This window comes from Aeromicrobium sp. P2_G6 (genome assembly GCF_056403535.1).
This window is the reverse complement of sequence record NZ_JBFUFH010000003.1, coordinates 365,363-389,120: the sequence shown is the minus strand read 5'-3', so window position 1 is coordinate 389,120 and position 23,758 is coordinate 365,363. Positions and strand designations below refer to the sequence as shown.

General features: G+C 68.9%; 29 protein-coding genes. 20 read left to right on the top strand and 9 right to left on the bottom strand.

All coding sequences use genetic code 11. The annotated features are described in order from the left end of the window. Window positions 1–68 precede the first annotated feature (68 nt). The 4 genes from AC1DVU_RS12860 to AC1DVU_RS12845 are packed head-to-tail and all read left to right on the top strand — an operon-like array spanning window position 69 to window position 2,654. The gene (locus AC1DVU_RS12860; RefSeq protein WP_476922835.1) at window positions 69–1,049 is read left to right on the top strand and encodes an aldo/keto reductase; all 981 of its coding nucleotides are present in this window, start codon (window positions 69–71) and stop codon (window positions 1,047–1,049) included. 24 nt (window positions 1,050–1,073) lie between these two features. Next, a complete protein-coding gene (locus AC1DVU_RS12855; RefSeq protein WP_476922834.1) occupies window positions 1,074–1,850 on the top strand; it encodes an SGNH/GDSL hydrolase family protein in 777 nt (258 codons plus the stop codon). 22 nt (window positions 1,851–1,872) lie between these two features. After that, a complete protein-coding gene (locus AC1DVU_RS12850) occupies window positions 1,873–2,193 on the top strand; it encodes a hypothetical protein (RefSeq protein ID WP_476922833.1) in 321 nt (106 codons plus the stop codon). After that, window positions 2,190–2,654 (top strand): GNAT family N-acetyltransferase, encoded by a 465-nt coding sequence (locus AC1DVU_RS12845; RefSeq protein ID WP_476922832.1) that lies wholly within the window; start codon window positions 2,190–2,192, stop codon window positions 2,652–2,654. The genes AC1DVU_RS12850 and AC1DVU_RS12845 overlap by 4 nt, the downstream gene beginning before the upstream one ends. A gap of 96 nt (window positions 2,655–2,750) precedes the next feature. On the opposite strand, the gene AC1DVU_RS12840 is transcribed toward AC1DVU_RS12845, so the two are convergent. Both AC1DVU_RS12840 and trmB read right to left on the bottom strand, forming a co-directional pair. Further along, window positions 2,751–3,137, bottom strand: a complete 387-nt coding sequence (locus tag AC1DVU_RS12840) for a hypothetical protein (RefSeq protein ID WP_476922831.1) — start codon at window positions 3,135–3,137, stop codon at window positions 2,751–2,753. Between the two features lie 4 nt (window positions 3,138–3,141). Next, on the bottom strand, window positions 3,142–3,858 hold the full coding sequence (trmB, locus tag AC1DVU_RS12835; RefSeq protein WP_476922830.1) for a tRNA (guanosine(46)-N7)-methyltransferase TrmB: 717 nt from the start codon (window positions 3,856–3,858) through the stop codon (window positions 3,142–3,144). Between the two features lie 18 nt (window positions 3,859–3,876). On the opposite strand from trmB, the gene AC1DVU_RS12830 reads away from it, so the two are divergent. The 7 genes from AC1DVU_RS12830 to AC1DVU_RS12800 all read left to right on the top strand — a co-directional run bounded on the left by AC1DVU_RS12830 (window position 3,877) and on the right by AC1DVU_RS12800 (window position 8,397). Further along, window positions 3,877–4,395, top strand: a complete 519-nt coding sequence (locus tag AC1DVU_RS12830; RefSeq protein ID WP_476922829.1) for a DinB family protein — start codon at window positions 3,877–3,879, stop codon at window positions 4,393–4,395. Between the two features lies 1 nt (window position 4,396). Then, window positions 4,397–4,972, top strand: a complete 576-nt coding sequence (gene mobA / locus AC1DVU_RS12825) for a molybdenum cofactor guanylyltransferase (protein WP_476922828.1) — start codon at window positions 4,397–4,399, stop codon at window positions 4,970–4,972. Then, on the top strand, window positions 4,965–5,222 hold the full coding sequence (locus AC1DVU_RS12820; protein WP_476922827.1) for a DUF6457 domain-containing protein: 258 nt from the start codon (window positions 4,965–4,967) through the stop codon (window positions 5,220–5,222). Before mobA ends, AC1DVU_RS12820 begins: the two co-directional genes overlap by 8 nt. Next, window positions 5,223–6,050 carry a formate dehydrogenase accessory sulfurtransferase FdhD gene (gene fdhD / locus AC1DVU_RS12815; RefSeq protein ID WP_476922826.1) on the top strand — a complete coding sequence of 276 codons (828 nt, stop codon included), beginning with the start codon at window positions 5,223–5,225 and terminating at the stop codon, window positions 6,048–6,050. It begins immediately after the preceding gene. Window positions 6,051–6,125: 75 nt separating this feature from the next. Beyond that, window positions 6,126–6,467 (top strand): PadR family transcriptional regulator, encoded by a 342-nt coding sequence (locus tag AC1DVU_RS12810; protein ID WP_476922825.1) that lies wholly within the window; start codon window positions 6,126–6,128, stop codon window positions 6,465–6,467. Then, a complete protein-coding gene (locus AC1DVU_RS12805) occupies window positions 6,464–7,477 on the top strand; it encodes a hypothetical protein (RefSeq protein WP_476922824.1) in 1,014 nt (337 codons plus the stop codon). Before AC1DVU_RS12810 ends, AC1DVU_RS12805 begins: the two co-directional genes overlap by 4 nt. An 83-nt stretch (window positions 7,478–7,560) precedes the next feature. Continuing rightward, the gene (locus AC1DVU_RS12800; RefSeq protein ID WP_476922823.1) at window positions 7,561–8,397 is read left to right on the top strand and encodes a Bax inhibitor-1/YccA family protein; all 837 of its coding nucleotides are present in this window, start codon (window positions 7,561–7,563) and stop codon (window positions 8,395–8,397) included. Between the two features lie 118 nt (window positions 8,398–8,515). On the opposite strand, the gene AC1DVU_RS12795 is transcribed toward AC1DVU_RS12800, so the two are convergent. Further along, the gene (locus AC1DVU_RS12795) at window positions 8,516–9,442 is read right to left on the bottom strand and encodes an SGNH/GDSL hydrolase family protein (RefSeq protein WP_476922822.1); all 927 of its coding nucleotides are present in this window, start codon (window positions 9,440–9,442) and stop codon (window positions 8,516–8,518) included. An 86-nt stretch (window positions 9,443–9,528) separates the two neighbouring features. Here AC1DVU_RS12795 and AC1DVU_RS12790 point away from each other — a divergent pair, with 86 nt between their 5' ends. From AC1DVU_RS12790 to AC1DVU_RS12775, 4 genes are all read left to right on the top strand, one after another. Further along, the gene (locus AC1DVU_RS12790; RefSeq protein ID WP_476922821.1) at window positions 9,529–10,215 is read left to right on the top strand and encodes a tyrosine-protein phosphatase; all 687 of its coding nucleotides are present in this window, start codon (window positions 9,529–9,531) and stop codon (window positions 10,213–10,215) included. After that, window positions 10,212–11,114 (top strand): pirin family protein, encoded by a 903-nt coding sequence (locus tag AC1DVU_RS12785; RefSeq protein WP_476922820.1) that lies wholly within the window; start codon window positions 10,212–10,214, stop codon window positions 11,112–11,114. The genes AC1DVU_RS12790 and AC1DVU_RS12785 overlap by 4 nt, the downstream gene beginning before the upstream one ends. Window positions 11,115–11,198: 84 nt before the next feature. Further along, on the top strand, window positions 11,199–13,097 hold the full coding sequence (locus AC1DVU_RS12780) for an ABC transporter ATP-binding protein (protein WP_476922928.1): 1,899 nt from the start codon (window positions 11,199–11,201) through the stop codon (window positions 13,095–13,097). Between the two features lie 61 nt (window positions 13,098–13,158). Further along, a complete protein-coding gene (locus AC1DVU_RS12775) occupies window positions 13,159–13,977 on the top strand; it encodes an SDR family NAD(P)-dependent oxidoreductase (protein ID WP_476922819.1) in 819 nt (272 codons plus the stop codon). Here the strand turns inward: AC1DVU_RS12775 and AC1DVU_RS12770 are convergent. Beyond that, complete coding sequence (locus AC1DVU_RS12770; RefSeq protein WP_476922818.1) at window positions 13,974–14,591, bottom strand: TetR/AcrR family transcriptional regulator; 618 nt, start codon at window positions 14,589–14,591, stop codon at window positions 13,974–13,976. The genes AC1DVU_RS12775 and AC1DVU_RS12770 overlap by 4 nt on opposite strands. Before the next feature lie 79 nt (window positions 14,592–14,670). Between AC1DVU_RS12770 and AC1DVU_RS12765 the strand changes: the two genes are divergently transcribed. Further along, the gene (locus AC1DVU_RS12765) at window positions 14,671–16,191 is read left to right on the top strand and encodes a cytochrome P450 (protein WP_476922817.1); all 1,521 of its coding nucleotides are present in this window, start codon (window positions 14,671–14,673) and stop codon (window positions 16,189–16,191) included. Here the strand turns inward: AC1DVU_RS12765 and AC1DVU_RS12760 are convergent. Continuing rightward, a complete protein-coding gene (locus tag AC1DVU_RS12760) occupies window positions 16,095–16,523 on the bottom strand; it encodes a VOC family protein (protein ID WP_476922816.1) in 429 nt (142 codons plus the stop codon). The genes AC1DVU_RS12765 and AC1DVU_RS12760 overlap by 97 nt on opposite strands. 50 nt (window positions 16,524–16,573) lie before the next feature. Then, window positions 16,574–17,425, bottom strand: coding sequence for an SDR family oxidoreductase (locus AC1DVU_RS12755; protein WP_476922815.1), 852 nt, complete (start codon window positions 17,423–17,425; stop codon window positions 16,574–16,576). A 111-nt stretch (window positions 17,426–17,536) separates the two neighbouring features. Between AC1DVU_RS12755 and AC1DVU_RS12750 the strand changes: the two genes are divergently transcribed. Continuing rightward, window positions 17,537–17,902, top strand: coding sequence for a winged helix-turn-helix transcriptional regulator (locus AC1DVU_RS12750; protein WP_476922814.1), 366 nt, complete (start codon window positions 17,537–17,539; stop codon window positions 17,900–17,902). On the opposite strand, the gene AC1DVU_RS12745 is transcribed toward AC1DVU_RS12750, so the two are convergent. Further along, window positions 17,899–18,450 (bottom strand): mismatch-specific DNA-glycosylase, encoded by a 552-nt coding sequence (locus AC1DVU_RS12745; RefSeq protein ID WP_476922813.1) that lies wholly within the window; start codon window positions 18,448–18,450, stop codon window positions 17,899–17,901. The two genes, AC1DVU_RS12750 and AC1DVU_RS12745, sit on opposite strands and share 4 nt — an antisense overlap. A gap of 24 nt (window positions 18,451–18,474) precedes the next feature. Continuing rightward, window positions 18,475–18,693 carry a hypothetical protein gene (locus AC1DVU_RS12740; protein WP_476922812.1) on the bottom strand — a complete coding sequence of 73 codons (219 nt, stop codon included), beginning with the start codon at window positions 18,691–18,693 and terminating at the stop codon, window positions 18,475–18,477. Window positions 18,694–19,176: 483 nt separating this feature from the next. Here AC1DVU_RS12740 and AC1DVU_RS12735 point away from each other — a divergent pair, with 483 nt between their 5' ends. The 3 genes from AC1DVU_RS12735 to AC1DVU_RS12725 all read left to right on the top strand — a co-directional run bounded on the left by AC1DVU_RS12735 (window position 19,177) and on the right by AC1DVU_RS12725 (window position 22,911). Next, entirely contained in the window at window positions 19,177–19,599 is a 423-nt protein-coding gene (locus tag AC1DVU_RS12735; RefSeq protein ID WP_476922811.1) for a hypothetical protein, read from the top strand. A 70-nt stretch (window positions 19,600–19,669) separates the two neighbouring features. Further along, complete coding sequence (locus tag AC1DVU_RS12730) at window positions 19,670–20,359, top strand: response regulator (RefSeq protein WP_476922810.1); 690 nt, start codon at window positions 19,670–19,672, stop codon at window positions 20,357–20,359. After that, entirely contained in the window at window positions 20,356–22,911 is a 2,556-nt protein-coding gene (locus AC1DVU_RS12725) for a DUF4153 domain-containing protein (protein WP_476922809.1), read from the top strand. Before AC1DVU_RS12730 ends, AC1DVU_RS12725 begins: the two co-directional genes overlap by 4 nt. 118 nt (window positions 22,912–23,029) lie before the next feature. Here AC1DVU_RS12725 and msrA read toward each other — a convergent pair whose 3' ends face one another. Further along, window positions 23,030–23,665, bottom strand: a complete 636-nt coding sequence (gene msrA, locus AC1DVU_RS12720; protein ID WP_476922808.1) for a peptide-methionine (S)-S-oxide reductase MsrA — start codon at window positions 23,663–23,665, stop codon at window positions 23,030–23,032. Between the last annotated feature and the right edge of the window lie 93 nt (window positions 23,666–23,758).

The window sequence follows — 23,758 nt, the reverse complement described above, 5'->3', positions numbered from 1 at the left end:
GCTGACATCTAGGGTGGCCGTCGAGAGAGTGTCGGCGAGACCGGCCGACGAGACCAAGGGGAGCGCGGATGGACACACGGACGCTGGGTCGGACAGGACGTGAGGTCTCGGTCGTCGGGCTCGGGACGTGGCAGCTCGGCGCCGACTGGGGCGACGTCAGCCACGAGGACGCGATGGCGGTGCTCGACACCGCGACGGACGCGGGAGTCACATTCTTCGACACTGCGGATGTCTACGGCGACGGTCACAGCGAGAAGCTGATCGGTGAGTACCTGCGCGGCAGGCCCGATCTCGATGTCTTCGTGGCCACCAAGATGGGCCGCCGGGCCGAGCAGGACCCCGTGCACTTCACGCTCGACAACTTCCGCGCGTGGACCGATCGCTCCCGGACGAACCTCGGCGTGGACACGCTCGACCTGGTTCAGCTGCACTGCCCGCCGACGCCGGTGTTCTCGAGCGACGAGGTCTTCGATGCCCTCGACCTCTTGGTGCAGGAGGGTGTCATGTCGGCGTACGGCGTCAGCGTCGAGACCGTCGACGAGGCGTTGACCGCGATCGCCCGGCCCCATGTCGCAAGCGTGCAGATCATCTTCAACGCGTTCCGGCTCAAGCCGCTCGACGAGGTGCTGCCGGCGGCCAAGGAGGCCGGCGTCGGCATCATCGCCCGGGTCCCGCTCGCCTCCGGTCTGCTGTCCGGTCGCTACACGACCAGCACGACGTTCGCGCCGGACGACCACCGCACCTACAACCGCTCGGGTGAGTCGTTCGACGTGGGCGAGACGTTCTCGGGTGTCGACTTCGAGACCGGCGTACGTGCTGCGCAGGAGTTCGCGGCGGCCGTGCCCGACGGCGTACGACCGGCGCAGGCGGCGATTGCGTGGATCCTCGCGCAGGACGGCGTCACCGCCGCGATCCCGGGTGCCCGCAACGTCAACCAGTCGCGCTCCAACGCCGAGGCCGCCGACGTGGCGCTCCCCGACGGATTCGATGCCACGGTGCACGACATCTATGACCGGTATCTGCGCGAGGCCATCCACCCCCGCTGGTAAGTCGAAGTCACCAGGAGACCTGTGATGTTCAGCCGCTATGTCGCGATCGGCGACAGCCTCACCGAGGGCCTCGGTGACACGCCGTGGCCGGGAGATGTTCCGCGCGGTTGGGCCGACCGGCTCGCACAGCACCTCACGGACCACGCCGGTCACCCGATTGAGTACGCGAACCTCGCGGTTCGCGGGCAGAAGGCCGCTCAGGTGCGCGATTCGCAGCTGCCCGCTGCGCTCGCCGCGCGACCTGACCTGGTCACCATCACGGCCGGCATGAACGACCTCATGCGGGTCAACGTCGACATCGACGCGGTGGGGGTTGCCCTCGATGACATGGCTCATCAGCTGGCGGACAAGGACATCGTCACGATCCTGGTCCCGATGCCGGACATGACCGGGCTCCTGCCGATCGGGGCCCGGCTCAAGGGTCGCGTCGACGCGCTCAACAGCACGCTGACCGAGGTGGCCGCTCGACGAGGAGCCCTGCTCGCACCGCTCCCTCCGCGCCAGGTTTTCGGTCTTGCCGAAGCGTGGAGCAGCGATCGGCTCCACCTTTCGCCGGTGGGCCACAGCCGGTTCGCGCTGGGGATGCTGCACACGCTCGGACTGCCGACGTCGTCTCCGTGGGACGAGCCACTGGCCAACGGGTTGCCGCTGGGCTCAGTGGAGCGCGTGGTCGGAGAGCTGCGTTGGTGGGCCGGCTTCGCGGGTCCATGGATCGGGCGACGCCTGACCGGCCGCTCGTCCGGGGACGGCCGCACCGGAAAACGCCTCGAGCTCGCGCCGTGGACCGACGCATCGGACTAGGCTGACGCGCAGCGAGGTGAGGATGGACGCAGAAGCCCGATTCGACGAGATCGTCGATGACCTGGCGCCTCGTGGCGTCCTGCCGGGGGCGCTGTTCGGCGCTCGCTCGCTGACGTTCGACGGCACGGCCTTTGCGTGTCTCAAGGGTGGGCACCTGGCGGTCAAGCTCGGCGCCGGGAGCGCAGCCCACGGGGCAGCGCTCGACCTCGACGGCGCTTCGCTGTTCGACCCGTCGGGCAAGGGCCGGCCGTTCAAGGACTGGGTGGCCGTACCGGCCGGCGAGTCGGAGGAATGGGGCCGGCTTGCCGAGGCGGGTCTCGCGGCGCTCGGCGGACCGGCATGATCTTCTCGTCACCTGATCCGGCCTGCGACCCCTACTTCGCGGTGGCGTTGTTGCAGCTGCAGAAGACGTCGTACGCGATGGAGGCCGAGCTGATCGGCGACGACCGGATCCCACCGCTGCAGGAGGACGAGGTTCGGCTGACCGCCTGGCGGGGCCGCTGGCTCACCGCGTGGGACGGCGTCGACCTGGTCGGCGCGATCGCGTGGTGGGAGTCAAACGACCGGGTCGAGATCGAGAAGGTCATGGTCAGCCCGTCGGTGATGCGCCGCGGCATCGCCAGCGCGCTGCTCGGCCAGGTCCTCGACCGGGCTTCAGGCCGCGAGATCCTGGTGGCCACGGGGCGCGCCAACACGCCTGCCGTCTCGCTCTACGCCAAGCACGGCTTCCGCATCGAGGGCGACGAGGAGGTCCCGCCCGGGATCTGGATCACCCGCCTGCGCAAGAACTCGCCGGTCGAGTAGCAAGCTCGCTCAGCGAGCGGGGTATCGAGACCACATTTGGTTTCGAGGCTTCGGCCGCGGGCGGCCTCCGCACCTCAACCAGCGGATAGCGAGAGCTCAGCTCTGGAGGATGCGCATCGCGGCCCAGGTCTCGTCGAGGGCGATGCTCTCGACGGCCCTCCAGCCGTAGTCGCCGATCAGGTCCTGCAGCGTGGCCTCGTCGAGGTCGGAGTGACCGTTGAGCGGATAGGTGATCCACACGATCGGGATCGAGCCGAGCTGGGGCAGCACCTCGTCGAAGTCGTCCGTCAGCGCTGCACGGTTGTCGGTGATCATGATCGCGGCGTCGACGTTCTCCGGGTCGTCCTCGTCGCGCTCCTCGATCGTCTCGGCGCCCTCGGGCATCGGGTCGAGCAACGAGGTCTCCTCGACGCTCTGTCCGATGATCCAGACGAGGAACCCGTCGCCGATGCGGAGCTTCTCGGCGTTGGTCGTCTCGGTCATGCCCTCATCCTATGGTGGGTCGCCGCACGGCCGTGACGTCCCGGATCGTCCGCCCCACGCCCAGGCCCTTGCCCTCGAACCGGGTCTGCGGCCGGCCCTCGAACCGCGGGCCCCATTCACCGCCGTCGAAGTCGGGTGACTCGGTGACGACGGCGCGGATCTGCTCGGCGTAGTCCTCCCAGTCGGTCGCGAGCCGCCACATCCCGCCGGGTTCGAGCACGCGGGCGGCGAGCCGGGCGAACTCCGGCGTGACCAGCCGCCGCTTGTGGTGTCGCTTCTTGTGCCACGGGTCGGGGAACCACACGCGCAGCTCACGGACGGACTGGGGCGGCAGCATCGTGGTCAGCGCCTCGGCCGCGTTGACGACGAGCAGGCGTACGTTCGTGACACCGATGTGTCTGATCGTGACGAGCGTCTGGGCGACACCCGGCACATAGACCTCGAGTCCCAGGAAGTCGAGCTCAGGATGATCCGCGGCTGCCTGGACGAGCGCCTCGCCGCGACCGCTGCCGATCTCGACGACCAGCGGAGCGGTGCGCCCGAACACCTCGCGGGTGTCCAGCACGTACGACGGGTCGACCGACGTGCTCGGGCCGTGCCGCGGGACGTCCAGCACGTACGCCTCGGACAACGCGTCCCAGGCCGACTGCTGCCGCTCGGTCAGGCGGCCACCGCGTCGGGTGAACGAGACCGGCTCGGTTCGGTACGGCGTGGGCTCCACTCGCGCTAGCGTAGACGCGTGGACATCGAACCTGACACCAAGGACTGGACCTGGGTGCTCGAAAAGCCATGCCCCGAGTGCGGCCTGGCTGCCGGAGACGTGCCGCCGACCGAGGTCGCACATCGCGTGCAGGCTGAGCTGCCGCGCTGGTCAGCCGTGCTGGAGCGCCCTGATGCGCGCGAGCGGCCGGCTCCTGACACCTGGTCACCGACGGAGTACGCGTGCCACGTCCGCGACGTCCACACGTTGTTCGGCCTCCGGATCCGGCTCATGCTCGAGCAGGACGCGCCGCGGTTCCCCAACTGGGACCAGGACGAGACCGCTATCGCCGACGACTACGCGTCGCAGGACCCCGCGACCGTCGCCGCGCAGCTCGTCGACGCCGGCGAGGGCATGATCGAGATTCTGCACTCCATCCCCGACGACGCCTGGGATCGCACCGGATTCCGCAGCGACGGCTCGGAGTTCACGATCGCCACCCTGACGCAGTACTACCTGCACGACATTGCCCACCACCTCCACGACGTCCGCGGCTGACATGCCGCAAGCAGCCGACTGGGACGCGATCGTGCTCGCCGGCGGTCGTGGCTCGCGGCTCGGCGGCGTCGACAAGGCGGCGCTCGAGTTCGAGGGCGAGACGCTGATCGCGCGCACGCTGCGCGCCGTCGCGGGTGCGGGCCGCATCATCGTCGCGGGTGACCCGGGACCGGTGCCCGAGGGCACCATCGTCGTACGGGAGGAGCCCCGATTCTCCGGGCCGGCTGCCGCCATCGGAGCGGCGATGGCCGAGGTCCACGCCCCGTACGTCTTCCTGGTCGGTTGCGACCACCCCTTCCTCTCCGATGCCGTCGACCTGCTGCTCGACGAGGCATCGGGCGACGGGGTCATCGCGATCGATGCCGACGGTCGTCGCCAGTACCTCATGAGCGTGCTCGACGCGTCCGCGCTGAGGGCCTCGATCGCCGCCCAGGCGACACTCGTCGACCTCGCGGTCCGCGCGCTGCTGGTGCCGTTGGAGCTCATGGAGATCCCGATCCCCACACGTGCAGCGCTCGACATCGACACGTGGCACGATCAGGAGAAAGCGCTCGCAGAAGGGAACCCCGATGGCTGACATCACGCTCGACGACTGGGTCGTCACGGTCGCTGCCGAGCTCGGCATCAAGGAGCTGGACCTCGACACCGAGTCGGTGCTCGACCTGGCTGCCGTCGCCGCGCACGCCGTCGTACGTCCAGCCGCGCCGCTCACGACATTCCTGGCCGGCCTCGCTGCCGGGATGGCGGGTGGCTCGGAGTCAGACCTGCGTGACGCGATCGAGACGGCCACCGCGCTGTGCGAACGGGTCGAGGAGGCCGAAGACTAGATGGCCGGCCGGCTGACGAGACGTACGAAGGTCACCCGGTTCGCGCCGGATGGTTCGTCGACGGTCCGTGAGGACGCGCTGGCGGTGGAGGAGCCACTCGAGATCCGGGTCGGCGGCACGTCGCTGTCGGTGACGATGCGCTCGCCGGGCGACGACTTCGATCTCGTCGCCGGGTTCCTGGTGTCGGAGGGTGTCATCTGGTCTGCCGACCAGCTCGTCTCGATGCGGTTCTGCGCAGGCACTGACGACAACGGTCTGCAGACGTTCAACGTCGTCGACGCCGAGCTGAGCGCCGACACGCCGCCGCTGGATGTCTCGCTGGAACGACACGTCTACACGTCGAGCTCGTGCGGCATCTGCGGCACCGCCTCGATCGACGCCGTGCACAAGGCCGCGCACTTCGGCCACCTCGACGACACGACGAGCTGGGATCACGCGCTCCTGGCCTCGTTGCCCGAACGGTTGCGCGAAGGCCAGAAGGTGTTCGACCGCACCGGGGGAGTGCACGCCGCCGGGCTCTTCGACGCGTCGGGCGCGTTGCTGTGCCTGCGCGAGGACGTCGGCCGGCACAACGCCGTCGACAAGGTCGTCGGATGGGCGCTCCGGGAAGGCCGACTGCCCCTGGCCGGCACGGTTCTGCAGGTCTCGGGCCGGGCATCCTTCGAGCTGGTCCAGAAGGCACACATGGCCGGCATACCGGTTCTCGCGGCGGTGTCGGCGCCGTCATCGCTCGCGGTGGAGCATGCCGAGTCGGCCGGGCTGACGCTGCTGGGCTTCAGCCGCGACGGCGGCTTCAACGCGTACGCCGGGACGCACCGCATCTCCTGAACCGGGCCCCTGCCGACTCGCCGGTCCGAGGTGCGTCACGCGCGGTAGTGCGTATTGCGTGGTACTGTCCCATCCATGGATGCAACCCAGCTGCTCAAGGGCGTGCTCGACGTCGCGGTCCTCGCGGTCGTCGAGGACGAGGACGGATATGGCTATGACGTCGTGCGCAGGCTGCGCGCCGCAGGCCTCGAGGAAGTCGGAGATGCCTCCGTCTACGGAACGCTGCGCCGGCTCTACACCGCGGGTGCCCTCACGTCGTACGTCGTGCCGTCGGAGGAAGGGCCGCACCGCAAGTACTACGGCATCAACGCCCAGGGGAGGGCCATGCTCGATCTCCAGCGCAAGGTCTGGACCGAGTTCTCCACCACCATGAACAACCTGCTCACCAGTTCGTCCCATACAGGGGAGGCAGCATGACCACGTCCACCGTCACGCCCGAGATCGTCGAGTTCGCGCAAGGAGTCCGTGCCGCGCTGGCCGACCTGCCCGCCGAGGAGGTCGACGACCTGACCGAAGGTCTCGAGGCCGACCTCGCCGAGGCGTATGCCGAGGACCTGCAGCGCGAGCTGCCCGATCCTGCGGCATACGCGACCGAGCTGCGGGCGGCTGCCGGGCTGCCGATGCGCACCAAGGCCAAGGCCGGGATGTTCTCCGGCCTTGCGCAGGGATGGAAGGACACGCGCGGCGACATCGCGATCGCGATCCGCCGCAACCCCACGCTCGCAAGCGTGGCCGAGTTCCTCGTCTCACTGCGCCCGGTCTGGTGGATCACCCGCGCGTGGCTGGCGGCCTGGCTGGTCGGCGCGTTCTTCGGCAACGAGCGCGGCTACGGCCTGGCCGGCACGTGGTGGCTCGTGTTCGCCGCGTTCGTCGTGGTCAGCGTGCAGTGGGGTCGCGGCAAGTGGCACGGCTCCGGAGTGCCGGCCCTCATCGCGATCGGCAACGTCGTGGCGGTCGTCGTGCTGCTTCCGGTCATGGCGGCCGCGAGCTCATGGGATGGCGGTGGCGGCGACTACTACGCCGAGCCCTATCCGGAGGCCGGCGACTCGAGGGGAATCACCCTCGAGGGCCGATCGGTGACGAACATCTTCGCGTACGACGCCGCGGGCAAGCCCTTGAACAACGTGCAGCTGTTCGACCAGGACGGGCGGCCGATGGTCGCTCACCTCGACCCCTTCCGCGACGAGTGTGGCGACGGCAGCGAGTGCATCGCCAATCCCGATGGGCTGACATTCGCTCCTGTGAAGATCGAGACCGGGGCTTCCGTCGCGAACGTCTTTCCGCTGTCACTCATTGCGACCGTGGCTGACGCCGAGACCGGCGAGCCGTCGATCGATCCCTCGGCCACGCCGCAGCCGCCCGAGGCCCCGTTCATCAAGGTCCCCGGCCTGTTCACGCCTGAGAAGGTTGCCAAGTCCAACGACTGACTCGGGATCAAACGGGGTGTCTGCAACGTTGGATAGGGTGAAGGACAACGACTCCATCTCGGAGCCATCCCACGGAGGGAATCATGCAGAGCAGCAATCCCGTCTTCGCCCGCAGCGCCGAGTTCAACGGCAAGGGCACGCAGACGTACAACGACCCGTCCCAGTGGCAGATCGACCTCAACGGGTCGCCCACGCACACCGAGCGCGGCACCGGCCGCATGACGATCGACACGGTCGTCGAGAAGACAGCGATCACGCTTGGCGTGCTCGTGGCCACGGCTGCGGTCGCATGGGTCATGGTTGGCAACCTCGGCGACAGCGCCAACCCGGCCGACGATTCCGCGCTGCAGACGGCCTACATGCTGACCTTGGTCGGTGGCCTCGGCGGTTTCGCGCTGTCGATGGTCAACTCGTTCAAGAGGAACGTCAGCCCGGCGCTCGTGCTCGCCTACGCGGCGGTCGAAGGCCTGTTTGTCGGCGCCTTCTCCAAGATCGTCTCGACGTACGTCGGCGGAGATCCGTCGATCGTCTTCGGCGCGGTGCTTGGCACGATGGCGGCGTTCGCCGGCACGCTCGCGGCCTACAAGATCCTCAACATCCAGGTCAACGACCGGTTCCGCAAGGTTGTCATCGCCTCGATGTTCGGCTTCGTGGCGGTGTCCCTGCTCGACTTCGTGCTCAGCTTGTTCGGTTCGAGCTTCGGCTTCAATGGTTTCGGCCCGATGGGACTCATCTCCAGCTTCATCGGCGTCATCATCGCGGTGTTCATGCTGATCCTCGACTTCGACTACGTCGAGCGCGGCATCGAGGCGGGTCTTCCCGAGCATGAGTCCTGGCGTGCGGCGTTCGGCCTCACCGTCACGATCGTGTGGCTCTACATCGAGTTGCTCCGCATCCTCGCGATCCTCAAGGGCGACTGACCTTGTAGCGCTGGACACACGAACGGCCGATCCCTCCGGGGGTCGGCCGTTCGTCGTTTGGTGGTTTCGAGGCTACGGCCGCGGGCGGCCTTCGCACCTCAACCCGCGAGCTGGGTGATCAGGAGGCGCGGCGGCGGCGCAGGACCGAGGCGAACCGTCCGCCGGGACCCGCATCGGGCGCGACCTGGGTGCCGGGGTTGTCGACCGACACGGCGGCCGCGTCGGCGACCGAGAGGAGGTCCCGCGTCTGGCCGGCGTAGGCGTACGAGGTCTGCTTCTGCCGCAACGACGCCGTGATGGCCGGGATCAGCACGGACACCATGTTGGCGTATCCGGTCTCCGACGGGTGGAAGTGATCGGCGCCGAACATGACGTCGCGCTTCTCGGCGAACAGGGTGCCGAGAAGGTCTCCGAGCGACACCGCGCGACCACCGGCCTCCACGACGGCGATGGTCTGCTTGCGGGCGAGCGCACGACTCAGCCGCCGGGCGACGGTGCGCAACGGCTGCATGATCGGCTGCACCGTGCCCAGGTCGGGGCACGTGCCGACGATGACGTCGCAGTCCTCGGCGACGAGCCGCCGCACGACCGTGCTGATCAGACGAGCGGATGCACGAGGTGTCACGTTGTGCGTCACATCGTTGGTGCCGACCACGATGACCGCGACGTCGGGGTGCCAGTCGGGATCGAGGTCGATCTGACCCATGAGGTCGGCAGTCTGGGCGCCGACGACAGCGCGGCACTGCACCTCGACGGGCGCGTCCATGACGTGCGCGAGGCCGACGCCGATCATCGCGGACGGCGTGGCATCCGCGCGGGTGACGCCGTAGCCGACGGCGGCGGAGTCGCCCAGCACGAGGACGCGAATCGTACGGCCCGGCAGGTCGTCGCCATAGATGCCGTCGGGGGACGGCGGTCGCTCGTCGGTCGTGCCGATCGCGCGGCGGGCGAGCATCGCCTCGCCGACCAGGAATCCGTAGAACCCCGACAGCGTGGCACTGCCGCCAATCAAGGTGGCGGCAGCGATACGGCGGGGGCGAGGCACTCTGTCATTTTACGTCGGTGAGATGACCGAAACACACCAAAGAGCCGGTCAGCGGATGTGTCCTTGCTTGCGCTTAGGGTGTCTTCGTGCGCGAATTCGTCCCCAATCTCCGAGATGTCGGCGGAGTCGCGACGGCGGAGGGGCGCACAGTTCTCAGGGGTCGCGTCCTGCGCAGTGCGATGCCGTCGCGCAAGGATCACGCGCCGGACGACATCGTCTGGCCGCCGGCGCTGGTGATCGACCTGCGGTCCGCCAACGAGTCCGACGACATCCACCCGCTCGCACGAGCCGGTTCGCGCATCGTCAACCTGCCCCTCCTCAGTGCACTGCGTCCCGGCACGGCACCGGCCGAGAGCCTCGCGGGCCTCTACCTCCTGCTGCTCGACCACGCGTCGATGTACCTCGTCGAGCTCGTGCGCGAGGTCGGCACGGCTCGCGGGGCGACCCTGATCCACTGCGCCGCAGGCAAGGACCGCACGGGGGTCTCGATCGCGCTGCTGTTGCGACTCGTCGGAGTCTCACGCGAGGACATCGTCGCCGACTTCCTCGAGACGCAGCACGCCGAGCAGGCCATCTCGTCCCGGCTCCGCAAGATGCCGGGACGCCATCATCGGGCCGCGCTGCCACCGGAGTTCCTCGCCGTCCCGGTCGAGGCGATCGAGGGAGTGCTCGACCTGTGGGACGCGCACGAGGGTGGCGTGCACGGATGGTTCGTCAGCATCGGCGGCAGTGACGACCTGGTCGAACAGCTGCGACGTACGCTTCTCACATGACCTCGCTCGACCTGTCACTGGATCCGCGGGAGGTTCCGCTCGGCGGGGTTCGCGGCATCACAGTGCACCGCACGCTTCCCCATCGTGGCCTGCCGACCGTCGGGCCATGGTGCTTCGTCGATCACTTCGGGCCGACCGCCGAGCACATGAACGTGCTCCCGCACCCGCACACCGGCCTGCAGACCGTGACGTGGCCGATGGCCGGCGAGATCCGCCACCGCGACAACCTCGGCAGCGATGTCGTCCTCAAACCCGGCGAGCTCAACCTGATGACCTCGGGCGACGGGGTGGCGCACTCCGAGATCTCCGTCGGTCACACGGACGGCCCGATGCACGGCCTCCAGCTGTGGGTTGCGCTGCCCAACCTCCGACGCACCGGTGCAGCCGGCTTCGAGCACCACCCGGACCTGCCCGTCGCGGATGGCAAGAACTGGTCTGCCAAGGTCCTGATGGGCGAGCTCTCTGATGCCAGTTCTCCGGCCACGACGTTCTCACCCATGGTCGGCGCTGAGCTGACCGTACGACCTGGGGGAGCGGTCGTCCCTCTCCGGCCGGAGTTCGAGCACGCGATCCTGGCGGTCGACGGCGAGGCACTCGTCGCCGGCAGCGAGATCGTCCACCGGCAGATGCGCTACCTCGCACCCGGCCGCGACGAGGTCGAGCTGTTCGTGCCCACCACCACGACCCTCCTGCTGATCGGCGGCACGCCCTTCCAGGAGGAGCTCGTGATGTGGTGGAACTTCATCGGGCGTTCGCACGAGGACATCGTGCAGGCCCGGCTCGACTGGGAGGACGCCTCCGAGCGGTTCGGTGAGGTCGCCGGGCACAACGGCCAGCGCATCCCCGCCCCGCCGATGCCCGAGATACGCCTCAAGCCGCGCCGCCGCACCGCCGCCTGAGTTGACCTCAACTCTGATTGAGGTTCTACGTTTGTCGTGCCCGAGGAGGACACTGGGCAGGCGCACGCCGATCAGGAGGACGACATGAGCATGGACGCCGCAGCATGGAACTCGCTGCACCGTGTGATGAACACGCAGGACGGTCCTCAACGGCTGACGAAAGAGACGCTCAAGCGCATCGCTGGCTTCGCCGCGCCCCACAAGCGGCGGCTGATCCACTTCCTCCTGTTGAGCGTCGTCTCGGCGTGCCTTGCCGTGGCAACCCCGGTCCTGGCCGGCCGCGTGGTCAACGCGATCGTCGACGGCGACTCGCGCAGCAAGGTCTTCGGCATCGCCGGCCTCATCGCGATCATCGCGCTCGCAGACGCAGCGCTCGCCATCTGGACCCGGTGGCTGTCGGCGACGATCGGCGAAGGGCTGATCCTCGACCTCCGCACGACGGTCTTCGACCACGTCCAACGCATGCCGGTCGCGTTCTTCACCCGGACGCGCACGGGCGCATTGGTCAGCCGGCTCAACAGCGACGTGCTCGGGGCCCAGCGTGCATTCAGCGGCACGTTGTCAGGAGTCGTCAGCAACCTGGTCACGCTGACGCTGACGCTCGTCGTGATGATCAGCATCTCGTGGCAGATCACCGTCGTCGCCCTGATCCTCCTTCCGGTGTTCGTCGTGCCCGCCCGCCGCATGGGCAGCCGGCTCGCTGCGCTGTCACGTGAGGCGGCCAACCACAACGCCGTCATGAGCACCCGCATGACCGAGCGCTTCTCGGCGCCGGGCGCGACCCTCGTCAAGCTCTACGGCCGGCCCGACGAGGAGTCCGTCGAGTTCGCCGCGCGGGCCCGGCGGGTGCGAGACATCGGCGTGAAGTCCGCGATGCTGCAGTCGGTCTTCGTCACGGCCCTGACCACGGTCTCTGCCCTGGCGCTGGCGGTGGTCTACGGACTCGGCGGCTTCTACGCGCTCAAGGGCTCGCTCGACCCCGGTGCGGTCGTCGCCCTCGCACTGCTGCTGACCAGGCTGTACGCGCCGCTGACCGCGCTCGCGAGCGCCCGGGTCGAGATCATGAGCGCCGTCGTCAGCTTCGAGCGCGTCTTCGAGGTGCTCGACCTGCAGCCGCTGATCCGCGAGAAGGCCGACGCCGTCGCGGTGCCCGACGGTCCGGTCTCGGTCGAGTTCTCGCACGTGACGTTCGCCTACCCCTCAGCCGACAAGGTCTCGCTGGCGTCGCTCGAGGAGGTCGCGATGCTCGACAACCGCGGCGGCGTCGAAGTCCTGCACGACGTGTCGTTCCGGGTGGAGCCCGGCCAGATGGTGGCACTCGTCGGCACGTCGGGCGCCGGCAAGTCCACGATCGCCAGCCTGATCCCGCGCCTCTACGACGTGGACGGCGGCTCGGTGCGCCTGGGTGGTGTCGACGTCAGGGACCTCTCGATGGCGTCGCTGCGCGCCACCCTCGGCATGGCGACCCAGGACGGCCATCTGTTCCACGAGTCGGTCCGCGAGAACCTCCTGCTGGCTCGTCCGGGAGCCACCGACGACGAGCTGTGGGCGGCGTTGCGCGATGCCCGGCTCGACGATCTCGTCGCGTCGCTCTCGGACGGCCTCGACACGATCGTCGGCGAGCGCGGCTACCGGCTCTCGGGCGGCGAACGCCAGCGACTGACGATCGCCCGCCTGCTGCTGGCCCACCCGCGCGTCGTCATCCTCGACGAGGCGACTGCCCACCTCGACTCGACGTCGGAGTCCGCGGTGCAGGAGGCGTTGGCCGTCGCCCTCGCAGGGCGTACGTCCGTCGTGATCGCCCACCGGCTGTCGACCATACGAGCGGCCGATCGCATCCTCGTCGTCGAGGACGGCCGGGTCGTCGAACAAGGCACGCACCACGAGCTGCTGGCCCAGGGCGGTCGCTACGAGGAGCTCCATCGCACCCAGTTCGACGTCGGCACGCTGGCTGAGCCCGTCGAACAGCCACTTCCTGGCTAACGCGATTATCTGCTAGCCTCGCATTCAGATACCCTCAGTATCTGAATTGCGAGAGGACGCCATGACCCACTTCACCGACAAGGTCGCCGTCGTGACCGGAGCCGGCTCCGGCATCGGCCGGGCGCTGTCCGTCGAGCTCGCCCGTCGAGGCGCGAAGCTCGCGATCTGCGACGTCGATGTCCATGGACTCGCCGAGACCGAGGCGCTCGTCGCGCAGGCCGGCGCCGACGTGAAGGCAGATCACCTCGACGTCTCGCAGCGCGAGCTCGTGCTGGCGTACGCCGACGATGTCGCGGCCCACTTCGGCCAGGTCAACCTGGTGTTCAACAACGCCGGCATCGCGTTCACCGGCGACGTCGAGGAGATGTCGTTCAAGGACATCGAGCGGGTCGTGGACGTCGACTTCTGGGGCGTCGTCAACGGCACCAAGGCATTCCTGCCGCATCTCGTCGAGTCAGGCGACGGGCACGTCGTCAACATCTCGAGCATCTTCGGGCTGTTCGCGGTGCCGACGCAGAGCGCCTACAACGCCGCGAAGTTCGCGGTTCGCGGCTTCACCGAGTCCCTTCGCCAGGAGATGGCGCTCAACAACCGGCCGGTCAAGGTCACCTGCGTGCACCCCGGCGGCATCAGGACCAACATTGCTCGCAACGGCGAGCAGGTCGAGGGTCGCGACCATGACAAGCTCGCGAGCTCGTTCGACAAGATGGCCCGCACCTCTCCGGAGAAGGCGGCCAACGTCATCCTCAAGGGTGTGGAGAAGGACAAGGCGCGCGTGCTGATTGGCGCCGACGCGTGGGTCCTCGACCGGTTCGTACGCCTGACCGGCTCCGGCTACCAGCGCGCGGTCACGGCCTTCAGCAAGCGCAGCGGCCTCTAGCTCTCCAGCTCGGCCAGTGCCGAGGGGCGGGAGCCCTCCGGCAGGGCGAGGAGTGTGGCCACCAGCGCCTGGGTGCACAGGTCACGAACCTCGTCGCGGCTGGTCTCCGTCGAGTCGAGCCACTGGTGGCAGGCATTGCGCATGAAGTGCAGCCAGCTGCGAACCGCGATCTGCAGGAGCTCGGTCGGCTTGCCGGCTGGTTCGACGCCTGCGGTGATGCGGTCCTGCTGGCGCTGCATGTCGTCCTCGATGATCGCCTGGATCTCCGGATCGGCCGAGGCGGCGCCATGGAAGATCGCCTTGACCCCCATCTTGTGGCCCTCGCAGTAGTCGAGGTACGTCTCGATGCCCTGACGCAGTCGGTCCAGGATCGGGAGCGAGTCGTCGGGAGCGGTGAGCTCCATCATGCGAGTCGACTCGCGCCGGACCATCGCGGCAAAGAACGCCCGCTTGGTCGGGAAGTAGTGATAGAGCAAGCCGCGCGAGACACCCGCGACCTCGGAGAGCTCCTCGATGTGGACGTCCTCGTAGGACCGGTCGGCGAACAGCTCGGCGCCGAGCTCGAGCAGCTGGTCCTGCCGAGCCTCGCGGCTCAGACGGGTGCGGGTGGCCATGCCGCCCAGACTACTTGACATTGATTCAACAAGAGTTAGTCTGGCTTTACTGAATTGTTGTCCAATAAGGAGAGTCGCGGTGCGCAACGACTGGTCAGGTCAGACGTTCCCCCACCCGCCCGGTCGCAAGCCGATCGTGGGCGACATCCTCGGGGCAGACGCGCAGGCCCCGCTGCAGAGCACGATGCAGCGGGCCGAAGGACTCGGCCCGATCTTCGAGCTGCACATCTTCGACCAGAAGTTCGTGTTCGTGACCGGGGCGGAGCTCGCCGCCGAGCTGGCTGACGAGTCGCGCTTCGTCAAGAGCCTGTCCCCGGCGCTCGTTGCGCTGCGCGAGTTCGTCGGGCAAGGGCTCTTCACGGCATACAACGACGAGACCAACTGGGCGCTGGCCCACGACCTGCTGCGGCCGGCTTTCACCAAGCCCGCCATGCAGCGCTATCACCCCATCATGCTGGCCGCGGCGCAGGAGCTGTTCGACAGCTGGGATGCCGGCGACGCGCCGGTCGACGTGTCGGCTGACATGACGAAGCTGACGATGGAGACCATCAGCCGTACGGCGTTCAGCACCGACTTCGGATCGTTCAGCCGCACCGAGCCACATCCGTTCATCCCGGCGATGATCGCGGCCCTCAAGGCCGGCCAGCGCAAGGGCTCGCTCAACGCCATGCCCGGTGCCGGTCTGATGGCGAAGCGCATCGACAAGAAGAACGCGCACCACCAGGCATACGTCGACTCGCTGCTCGACGGCATCATCGCCGAGCGCCGCGCCGCCAGCGACGTCGACGAGAGCGACCTGCTCGGCATCATGCTGCACACCCCGCACCCCGAGACGGGTGAGCGGCTCGATGACCTCAATATCCGGCACCAGATCCTGACGTTCCTCGTCGCCGGTCACGAGACGACCTCGGGCGCGCTGTCGTTCGCGCTCTACTACCTGTCCCGTGACCCGGCGGTCCTGGCCAAGGCGCAGGCCGAGGTCGACCAGGTCCTCGGCCCGGATCGTGACGCCGAGCCGACGTTCGAGCAGGTGGCGAAGTTCCGCTACCTGCGCCGGGTGCTCGACGAGGGCCTGCGGCTGTGGCCCACCGCGCCGGCGTTCACCCGCAGCCCGCGCGAGACCACGGTGCTGAGCACGGGCCACACGATGCGGCCGGAGGACTGGGCGATCGTGGTGCTGCCGATGATGCATCGCGACCCAGCAGTCTGGGGTGAGGATGCGGACCAGTTCGACCCCGACCGGTTCCTGCCGGAGAACTCTCGCGGCCGCCAGCCCCACTCCTACAAGCCGTTCGGCACGGGGGAGCGGTCGTGCATCGGCCGGCAGTTCGCTCTGCACGAGGCGATCCTGGTGCTGGCGCGCATGCTGCACCGCTATGACATCGCCGCCGATCCCGACTACGAGCTGGAGATCGCCGAGCGGCTCACACTGATGCCCAAGGGCTTCGAGCTGACGTTGGCGCCGCGCACGCCGGCAACCGTGTCACCACCGGACCTGTCGGTTCAGGCCGAGCCGAGGGACGTATGTCCGGCGTCGTCGATCGACCAGCCGGGGTTCCAGGCGACCTCCCACGGGTGCCCGTCGGGGTCTGCGAAGTAGCCGGAGTAGCCGCCCCATGGTTGTTCTTCGCCAGGCTTGAGGATCGTGCCGCCGGCGGCCTCAGCCTCGGTGAGGATCTCATCGACCTCGTCGTGGCTGCGCGTGTTGAACGCGATGCTGATGCCACTGAAGGTGGCTCCGGTGTCGGTGACCCTGGCGTCATCCGCGAGGTCGGGGCGAGTCCAGAGCGCGAGGATCAGGCCGTTGAGCTGGTAGAACGCGACCTCGTCCTCGGGGTTGCGCTTGGTCCAGCCGAGGCCGCCCTCGTAGAAGGCGCGTGCTCGCGCGAGATCAGAGACGCCGAGCGTGATCAGGCTGAGTCGTTGCTCCATGCCGCCACGTTAGCGCCGGGCCCGGACAGGATGCCGGGCCCGGCGAACGCTCAGACCAGGGCGCGGAGCGACTCGACGAGCGGCGTCGTGGGACGGCCGATCAGCGAGCTGAGGTCGCCATTGGCGAGCGCGAGCTCACCCTTGGCGGTGGCGACGTCGATGCCGGTGACGAAGCCGGCGGTGCCCTCGTCGAGGCCGGCGTCGACCAGGATCGAGGTCTGCTGCTCCGGGGTCACCTGGGCAACGGTGATCGGTGTGCCGAGCACCTCGCTGAGAGCCGCGGCGAGCTCGTCCTGGGTCCAGGCGACATCGCCCGCGAGCTCGTAGACGGACTTGACCGGCGCGTCGGTCGTCAGCACGACGGCGGCGGCCTCGGCGAAGTCGGCGCGGGCGGCGCTGGCGACGCGGCCGTCACCGGCGCTGGTCAGGACCGATCCGGTCTGGCGTGCGGTCTCGAGCGACTGCGCGTAGTTCTCGTTGTACCAGTTGTTGCGCTGCAGCACGTGATCGATGCCGGCGCCGGCAAGGTGCTGCTCGGTCGCGAGGTGCTCGGGTGCGACCGGGAGCGTGGACGTGTCGGCCTTCGGCGCGCTGGTGTAGACGATCCGCGAGACGTCATTGGCGATCGCGGCGTCGATCACGTTGCGGTGCTGCGTCGACCGCTGGCCGAACTCGTTGCCCGAGATCAGCAGGACCTGGTCGACACCGGCGAGGGCGTCCTTGAGCGCGGTGGGGTCGTCGTAGCTCGCAATGCGCACCTCGACGCCCTTGGCGGCCAGCGGCTCCGCCTTGGCGGCGTCGCGCGCGATGGCGACGATCTGGTCGGGGGTGGTGCGCTCGAGCAGTGCGTCGACGACGAGGGTGCCCAGCTGCCCGGTGGCTGCGGTGACGGCGATGGTCATGGGTGGTTCCTTCCGATTGGCGGTGCCTCGAACGTACACTAACCAATCGAAAGCACAAACTTAGGGTTAGTACTAACGAAGTGCTAGCATGGCGCCAACAGGAGGCGTGACATGGCTGAGGATCCGAGACGACCGTTCGACGTGTTCAGCGGCGCGTGCCCGTCACGCGAGGTGCTCGAGCACGTCACGAGCCGGTGGGGCTCGTTGACGCTTGCAGCCTTGAGCCCTGAGCCCGCGCGGTTCGGCGAATTGCGCCGGTGCGTCGACGGCGTGAGCGACAAGATGCTGTCGCAGACCCTCAAGGCCCTCGAGGCCGACGGGCTGGTCGAGCGGCACGTGCAGTCGACGCTGCCGCCCCACGTCGACTACCGCCTGACGCCGAACGGCGAGAAGGTCGCGGTGGCCGTCAAGGACTTGATCGTCGCGCTCTACGGTGTGATGCCGCAGGTCATGAAGGCCAGGGCAAAGTCGGCCTAGACGACGCCGGCAGCCTCGGCTGCCTCGCGATAGGCCGCGGCGAGCGACTCGACGGTCTCGTGCGCGTTGAGCCCGCTCGGATTCGGGACGACCCAGAGCTGGGCGTCGCCGATCGTCTCCTCCTGACGCCCGGCCCGCGCGACCCTGCGGCCGAAGGCGACACGGTATGACGTGATGCCGGCGATCGCGACCACCCGTGGCCGGTGCTCGTCGACGAATGCCTCAAGCCGCGCGCGGCCCTCGACCAGCTCGGCGGTGTCCAGCTCGTCAGCCCGCGCCGAGGCGCGGGCGACGATGTTGGTGATGCCGATGCCACGGCTCAGCAGGGCGGGTCTCGCGTCCTCGGGCGTCATCACGTCTTCAGGGATGATGCCTGCCAGGCGCAGCGCGGGGTAGAACCGGTTGCCCGGCCGGGCGAAGTGCAAACCCGTGGCAGCGCTGACGAGTCCGGGATTGATGCCGACGAACAGCAACCTCAGGTCGTTGCCGACCAGGTCAGGGATCGTGCGGCCGGCGTAGGAGAGCAGCTCGTCGCGGGTGAAGCCCATCTGGCGAACGTACCTCGGCCGGCGTCATCCCTCGTCGAGGTCCGGGACCACGCGGTCGCCGTCGGGGACGATGCCCTGGTCCTCGTCGTCCGGCCACGCGCTCTCGGTCTGAGCTGCCAGGTCGCCGTCGGGCACGAAGTCCGCGACGTCACCAGGCTCATCGGGGACGTCGGGGTTCGGCACCTCCGGCACGTCGCCGGGCAGGTCGATGTCCGGGTCGGGTCCTACGGGTGGGACGGTCATGGGTCCTCCTGGGTCGGTCCTTGCCGATCCCGTACCCGCGAACGTACGTCGGTAACGCGCGTGTGACCGTCCCGCGGGACGGGTACGCCGTGGAAAGGAACGAGAGGAGCTGCCATGACCACCGTCCCCGACGATCCGGTCTCCACCCCTCCTGGCGACGAACCAAGTCTCGACCCAGGTGCGCCCAAGCCGGCGGACCCGAACACGGACCCGGAGCCGGACCCCGGTTCGGAGCCATTCACCCACTCGGCTGCGGCCTCCTTCACCCACTCGGCTGCGGCCTCCCCGCCCAACCGTGTGAGATTGGCCCTGACGCCCCGGGGGTAGTCACTCGGCGTACGGGTTGAACGGTCGGAAGGAGACCTCATGTCGGGCACGCGCTGGCTGGCGGTGGCGTTCTTCCTGGCCTTCCTGGCGATTGGCACGATCATCGTGGTCGTGTCGGCCGAGCTCTCGAAGTGATGTTGAGCCGAGGCTCGAGCCATGACTGGGCTGCTGGTGGGTCATCGGAGATGGGCGGCGACAGCTGCAGCAGCAGCGGCGTTCGCGTTGGTCTGGGCAGCCCGTTGGGCCGCGGGGAACAGCCCGACCGACAGTCAACCGTGGGCATCGACAGCGGCTGTTGGGTACTGCGCTCTCACCGCTGCGCTGTTCATCTATCTGGGGACCGACCGCGCACGAAGCGCGCTCGATGACGGAACGGACTCGGTGGCTGCGGCTCGGATCGTCGTTGCCCTGAGTCCGACGGTCGTCGGAAGCGTCCTGCACCTCGTCGGGGCGGACATCTGGGTCCTGTGGTGCGTGCTGGGGGCGACTGTTGCTGAGCTCGTCGTCTGGTGTGGGCTCCCGACGACAGGCGCCCGGCGACCACGCGCGAGCGACGTCAGCGTGACCGGCTCGTCGTGAGCCGCAACCTGCACAGGATCTTCACGAGTCGACCCCGATTCCCGACCAGTGGCGCTCATACGCTGATGGCATGACCGCACCCCGCCGCATCCTCGTCGTCGAGGACGAGCCGATCATCAACGGAGCGGTCACCGACCGGCTGGTCGCGGAGGGCTACGAGGTCGTCCGCGCCTGGGACGGCCCCGGCGCGGTGGAGGCGTTCACCGCACACGACCCCGACCTGGTGCTGCTCGACGTCATGCTCCCGGGCTTCGACGGCCACGAGGTCTGCCGGCGCATCCAGGCCGTCCGGCCGGTCCCGGTGCTGATGCTCACGGCGCGAGACGACGAGGCCGACATCCTCGTCGGGCTGGCGGTTGGGGCCGACGACTACCTCACCAAGCCGTTCCGCATGCGTGAGCTCGTCGCCCGCGTGGCCGCCCTGCTGCGCCGCGTCGACCGGGCCGTTGAGCTCGCCGGTCAGGGCATCGCCGATCTGGGTGACCTGCGCATCGACCCCGGCGCCCGGCGGGTCTGGACCGGCGACGACGAGGTGCACTTGACGCCAACCGAGTTCGACCTCCTGCTGTGCCTTGCCGCGAGTCCGGGCGTGGTGCTCACCCGTGAGCACCTGCTCGCCGAGGTGTGGGGCTGGCCGGACGCCTCCGGCACTCGTACGGTCGACAGCCACGTCAAAGCGTTGCGCGCCAAGATCGGCGCCGACCGGGTGCGGACCGTGCACGGCGTGGGCTACGCGCTCGAGTCGGGAGTCGACCGATGACGGCACGGCCCCTCGACCAGGTCCAGTCGGTCAAGGTCAAGCTGGGCCTGCTGGTGGCAGCGAGTGTCACGGTGGCGTCCGTGGTGGCCACGATCGGCTCCGCCGGAGGTGTCCCGATCTGGCTCAGCATCCCCGTCACGATCGCCCTGGCGCTCGCCGTGACCCAGCTGCTCGCGGTCGGCATGACGTCGCCGCTGCGCGAGATGACCGTGGCCGCCCGGCGGATGGCGACGGGCGACCACTCCGTACGTGTGTCCGCCACGTCTCGCGACGAGGTCGGAGAGCTGGCCCGGGCCTTCAACCGGATGGCGGAGGAGCTTGCCGGCGTGGACCGCCAGCGTCGCGAGCTGGTCGCCAACGTCAGCCACGAGCTCCGTACGCCCCTGGCAGCCCTGTGCGCGCTGCTGGAGAACCTCGCCGACGGCGTCGCCGATCCCGATCCCGAGACACTGCGGGCTGCCCTCGACCAGGGGGAGCGGATGACGGCGCTCGTGACCGACCTCCTCGACCTGTCGCGCGTCGACGCCGGCAAGGCGCCGCTCAACCTGCAGGACGTCGAGGTCGGACCGCTCCTCGAGGCTGCCGTCGCCGAGCTCAGGATCAGCTCTCGTGACGTGACGTGTGCCGTGCAGGTGGATCCGACCGACCTCGTGGTCGAGGGCGACCCCGCCCGGCTGCGCCAGCTCGTCGCCAACCTGCTGGACAACGCCTCCCGGCACAGCCCGCCGGGCGGAACCGTGACGATCCGCGCGGGGGTTGTGGGCGACCGCTGGCACCTGGAGGTCGCCGACGAGGGTCCTGGGATCGCGCAGGCCAACCGCGAGCGCGCGTTCGAGCGGTTCGGGACGCTGACCGACATCGACGGCGGGGGCGGAACCGGTCTGGGCCTCGCAATCGCCCGATGGGTCACCGACCTGCACCAGGGCTCGATCGGGTTCATGAACCCCGAGCCGGGGGAGTCCGGCGCCCTCGTGCGGGCCGACCTCCCGCTCCACCCCACACTCGCTCGTCCGAAGGAGGACCCCATGTCTGCCTCGACTGCGTCGCCGGGCCCCGCCGCCGCGTCCCTGCCGCCGTACCGGCACCAGCCGCTGCCGTCTCTCACCGACAGCACGTTCGGTGACTTCTGGCCGGATGCCGGCGTGCCCGGCAACGTTCGAGTGCTGCTGGGTGCGCTCGGCGTCGGCGTGCTTGCCGGTGCGCTGATCCCGTTCCGCGATCACGGGGTGGGCGTGTTCCTCGTGCTGGTGGGGGCCGGCGTGGTCCTGCTGACCGCGAGCCGTAACCGTCGCGACCCGTTCACCCTGACGTGCGCCGCGTTGTGCCTGGCGCTTTCAGCGGTCGTGGTCCTCCGTGATGCTGAGTGGATCGTGGCGCTGTGCCTGATCACCGGCGCCGGCCTCTGCTTCATTGGCCTGGTCCGTGGCCGCACCATCGTGGCCTTCGTCCTCGCCGGTGTGGCGTGGCCGCTGGCTGGTCTGCGGGGGATGCCCTGGCTGGGTCGCACGCTGCGGCGGGTCACCGGCATGGGCGGCGGAGCGGCACTCGTACGTACCGCCGTCCTCTCGGTCGTCGGCGTCACGGTGTTCGCGCTGCTGTTCGCCTCGGCGGACGCCCTGTTCGCCGAGTGGGTCGGCGCGATCGTGCCGGACGTCGGGTCGGCCGACTTCGCCCTGCGGGTGTTCGTCGCGGTGTTCGTCGGTGGCGTCCTGCTGGCCGGCGCCTACCTTGCCCTCAACCCGCCCGAGGTCGATCGCGGCGAGCGCCCGGCCCGGCCGGTCGCGCACCGGTTCGAGTGGCTGGCGCCGGTGCTCGTCGTCGATGCGGTCTTCGCGGTGTTCCTGGTCGCGCAGGCGGCAGTCATCTTCGGCGGCCACGACTACCTCAGGCGGACGACCGGGCTGACATATGCGGAGTACGTCCATCAGGGCTTCGGGCAGCTGACGGTCGCGACCGCCCTCACCCTGCTGGTCGTGTGGGCGGCGTCGCGCAAGGCCCCGCGGGAGACGCCGTCCGACCGAGCCTGGATCCGCGGATCGCTCGGCGTGCTCGGTGTGTTGACGCTGGTCGTCGTCGCATCGGCGCTGTATCGGATGCACGTCTACCAGGACGCGTACGGGTTCACCCGGCTGCGGCTGCTGGTCGATGTGTTCGAGGGATGGCTCGGGGTGCTGGTGCTGGCGACGCTCGCCGGCGGCGTCGCCCTGCGCGCAAGGTGGCTGCCCCGGTTTGCACTGTTCAGTGGCGTGGCGCTGCTGCTCGGCCTGGCCGCGATCAACCCTGACGCATGGATCGCCCGGCACAACATCGACCGTTTCGAGACCAGCGGCAAGGTCGATTGGACGTACCTCCAGGGTCTGTCCGACGACGCCCTCCCGGTGCTCTCGACATTGCCCCCTGGTCTCGTCGAGTGCGCGGTGTCGCTCGACGGCCGTACCCACGACGACTGGCTCGAGTGGAACCTCGGCCGCTCGCGGGCCCGCGCGACGATCGAGTCGCACTCAGGCGACTGGGCGGGTAACCCGTACTGCCCCGGCCGGACCGATCGCTGAGGTCCCACCCGGCGGCTGGCGGTGACTTAGCGACCAAACAAGGGTCGCGATTGGTCGCCAAGTCACCGCTCGAGGGCCAGGGTGGTCGCTAAGTCACCGCTCCGCAGTCAGGAGCGCGTCAGGCGTACGAGACGCCGGTCGCGTGCAGCGGGCAGTAGCCGAAGGGGTTCTTGACGAGATACTGCTGGTGGTAGTCCTCGGCGTAGTAGTACGTGTCCAGCGGCAGGATCGACGTCGTGATCTCGCCGTAGCCGGCCTCGGTCATGCGCAGCTGATACGCCTCGCGGGACGCCTCGGCCTCGGCCTGCTGCTCGGGCGTCGTGGTGAGGATGACCGAGCGGTACTGCGTGCCGCGGTCGTTGCCCTGGCGCATGCCCTGCGTGGGATCATGGTTCTCCCAGAACACCTTGAGCAGGTCCGCGTACGTCACCTTGGCCGGGTCGAAGATGACCCGGACGACCTCGGCGTGCCCCGTGCGACCGGTGCACACCTCTTCGTACGTGGGGTTGGGCGTGACACCGCCGGCGTACCCGACGGACGTCGACCAGACGCCCGGGACCTCCCAGAACGTCTTCTCCTCGCCCCAGAAGCAGCCCAGCCCGAAGACCGCGACCCCGAAGCCTTCGGGTGCCTGGGTCTCGACCGGGTTGCCGAGGGTGAGGTGCGTGCCACCGACTTGGTAGGGGCGGCCCTCACGGCCGGGGAGGGCGCTGTCGGCGCCGGGAAGCTCTGACTTGCTGCGGTTGAAAATCATGCGGTTTCCACCTCTCCTGATCGGTCGGGTCTCGTCACGACCGATGCACCACATACAACTCCATTCGGGTCGCCGATGTTCCTCGCCGATGCC

Excerpts from the sequence above, each read along its gene's own strand:
- AC1DVU_RS12860 (WP_476922835.1), top strand. The coding sequence starts at position 69 with ATGGACACACGGACGCTGGGTCGGACAGGACGTGAGGTCTCGGTCGTC.
- AC1DVU_RS12855 (WP_476922834.1), top strand. The coding sequence starts at position 1,074 with ATGTTCAGCCGCTATGTCGCGATCGGCGACAGCCTCACCGAGGGCCTC.
- AC1DVU_RS12850 (WP_476922833.1), top strand. The coding sequence starts at position 1,873 with ATGGACGCAGAAGCCCGATTCGACGAGATCGTCGATGACCTGGCGCCT.
- AC1DVU_RS12845 (WP_476922832.1), top strand. The coding sequence starts at position 2,190 with ATGATCTTCTCGTCACCTGATCCGGCCTGCGACCCCTACTTCGCGGTG.
- AC1DVU_RS12840 (WP_476922831.1), bottom strand. The coding sequence starts at position 3,137 with ATGACCGAGACGACCAACGCCGAGAAGCTCCGCATCGGCGACGGGTTC.
- mobA (WP_476922828.1), top strand. The coding sequence starts at position 4,397 with ATGCCGCAAGCAGCCGACTGGGACGCGATCGTGCTCGCCGGCGGTCGT.
- AC1DVU_RS12820 (WP_476922827.1), top strand. The coding sequence starts at position 4,965 with ATGGCTGACATCACGCTCGACGACTGGGTCGTCACGGTCGCTGCCGAG.
- fdhD (WP_476922826.1), top strand. The coding sequence starts at position 5,223 with ATGGCCGGCCGGCTGACGAGACGTACGAAGGTCACCCGGTTCGCGCCG.
- AC1DVU_RS12810 (WP_476922825.1), top strand. The coding sequence starts at position 6,126 with ATGGATGCAACCCAGCTGCTCAAGGGCGTGCTCGACGTCGCGGTCCTC.
- AC1DVU_RS12805 (WP_476922824.1), top strand. The coding sequence starts at position 6,464 with ATGACCACGTCCACCGTCACGCCCGAGATCGTCGAGTTCGCGCAAGGA.
- AC1DVU_RS12800 (WP_476922823.1), top strand. The coding sequence starts at position 7,561 with ATGCAGAGCAGCAATCCCGTCTTCGCCCGCAGCGCCGAGTTCAACGGC.
- AC1DVU_RS12785 (WP_476922820.1), top strand. The coding sequence starts at position 10,212 with ATGACCTCGCTCGACCTGTCACTGGATCCGCGGGAGGTTCCGCTCGGC.
- AC1DVU_RS12780 (WP_476922928.1), top strand. The coding sequence starts at position 11,199 with ATGAGCATGGACGCCGCAGCATGGAACTCGCTGCACCGTGTGATGAAC.
- AC1DVU_RS12775 (WP_476922819.1), top strand. The coding sequence starts at position 13,159 with ATGACCCACTTCACCGACAAGGTCGCCGTCGTGACCGGAGCCGGCTCC.
- AC1DVU_RS12770 (WP_476922818.1), bottom strand. The coding sequence starts at position 14,591 with ATGGCCACCCGCACCCGTCTGAGCCGCGAGGCTCGGCAGGACCAGCTG.
- AC1DVU_RS12760 (WP_476922816.1), bottom strand. The coding sequence starts at position 16,523 with ATGGAGCAACGACTCAGCCTGATCACGCTCGGCGTCTCTGATCTCGCG.
- AC1DVU_RS12755 (WP_476922815.1), bottom strand. The coding sequence starts at position 17,425 with ATGACCATCGCCGTCACCGCAGCCACCGGGCAGCTGGGCACCCTCGTC.
- AC1DVU_RS12750 (WP_476922814.1), top strand. The coding sequence starts at position 17,537 with ATGGCTGAGGATCCGAGACGACCGTTCGACGTGTTCAGCGGCGCGTGC.
- AC1DVU_RS12745 (WP_476922813.1), bottom strand. The coding sequence starts at position 18,450 with ATGGGCTTCACCCGCGACGAGCTGCTCTCCTACGCCGGCCGCACGATC.
- AC1DVU_RS12740 (WP_476922812.1), bottom strand. The coding sequence starts at position 18,693 with ATGACCGTCCCACCCGTAGGACCCGACCCGGACATCGACCTGCCCGGC.
- AC1DVU_RS12735 (WP_476922811.1), top strand. The coding sequence starts at position 19,177 with ATGACTGGGCTGCTGGTGGGTCATCGGAGATGGGCGGCGACAGCTGCA.
- AC1DVU_RS12730 (WP_476922810.1), top strand. The coding sequence starts at position 19,670 with ATGACCGCACCCCGCCGCATCCTCGTCGTCGAGGACGAGCCGATCATC.
- AC1DVU_RS12725 (WP_476922809.1), top strand. The coding sequence starts at position 20,356 with ATGACGGCACGGCCCCTCGACCAGGTCCAGTCGGTCAAGGTCAAGCTG.
- msrA (WP_476922808.1), bottom strand. The coding sequence starts at position 23,665 with ATGATTTTCAACCGCAGCAAGTCAGAGCTTCCCGGCGCCGACAGCGCC.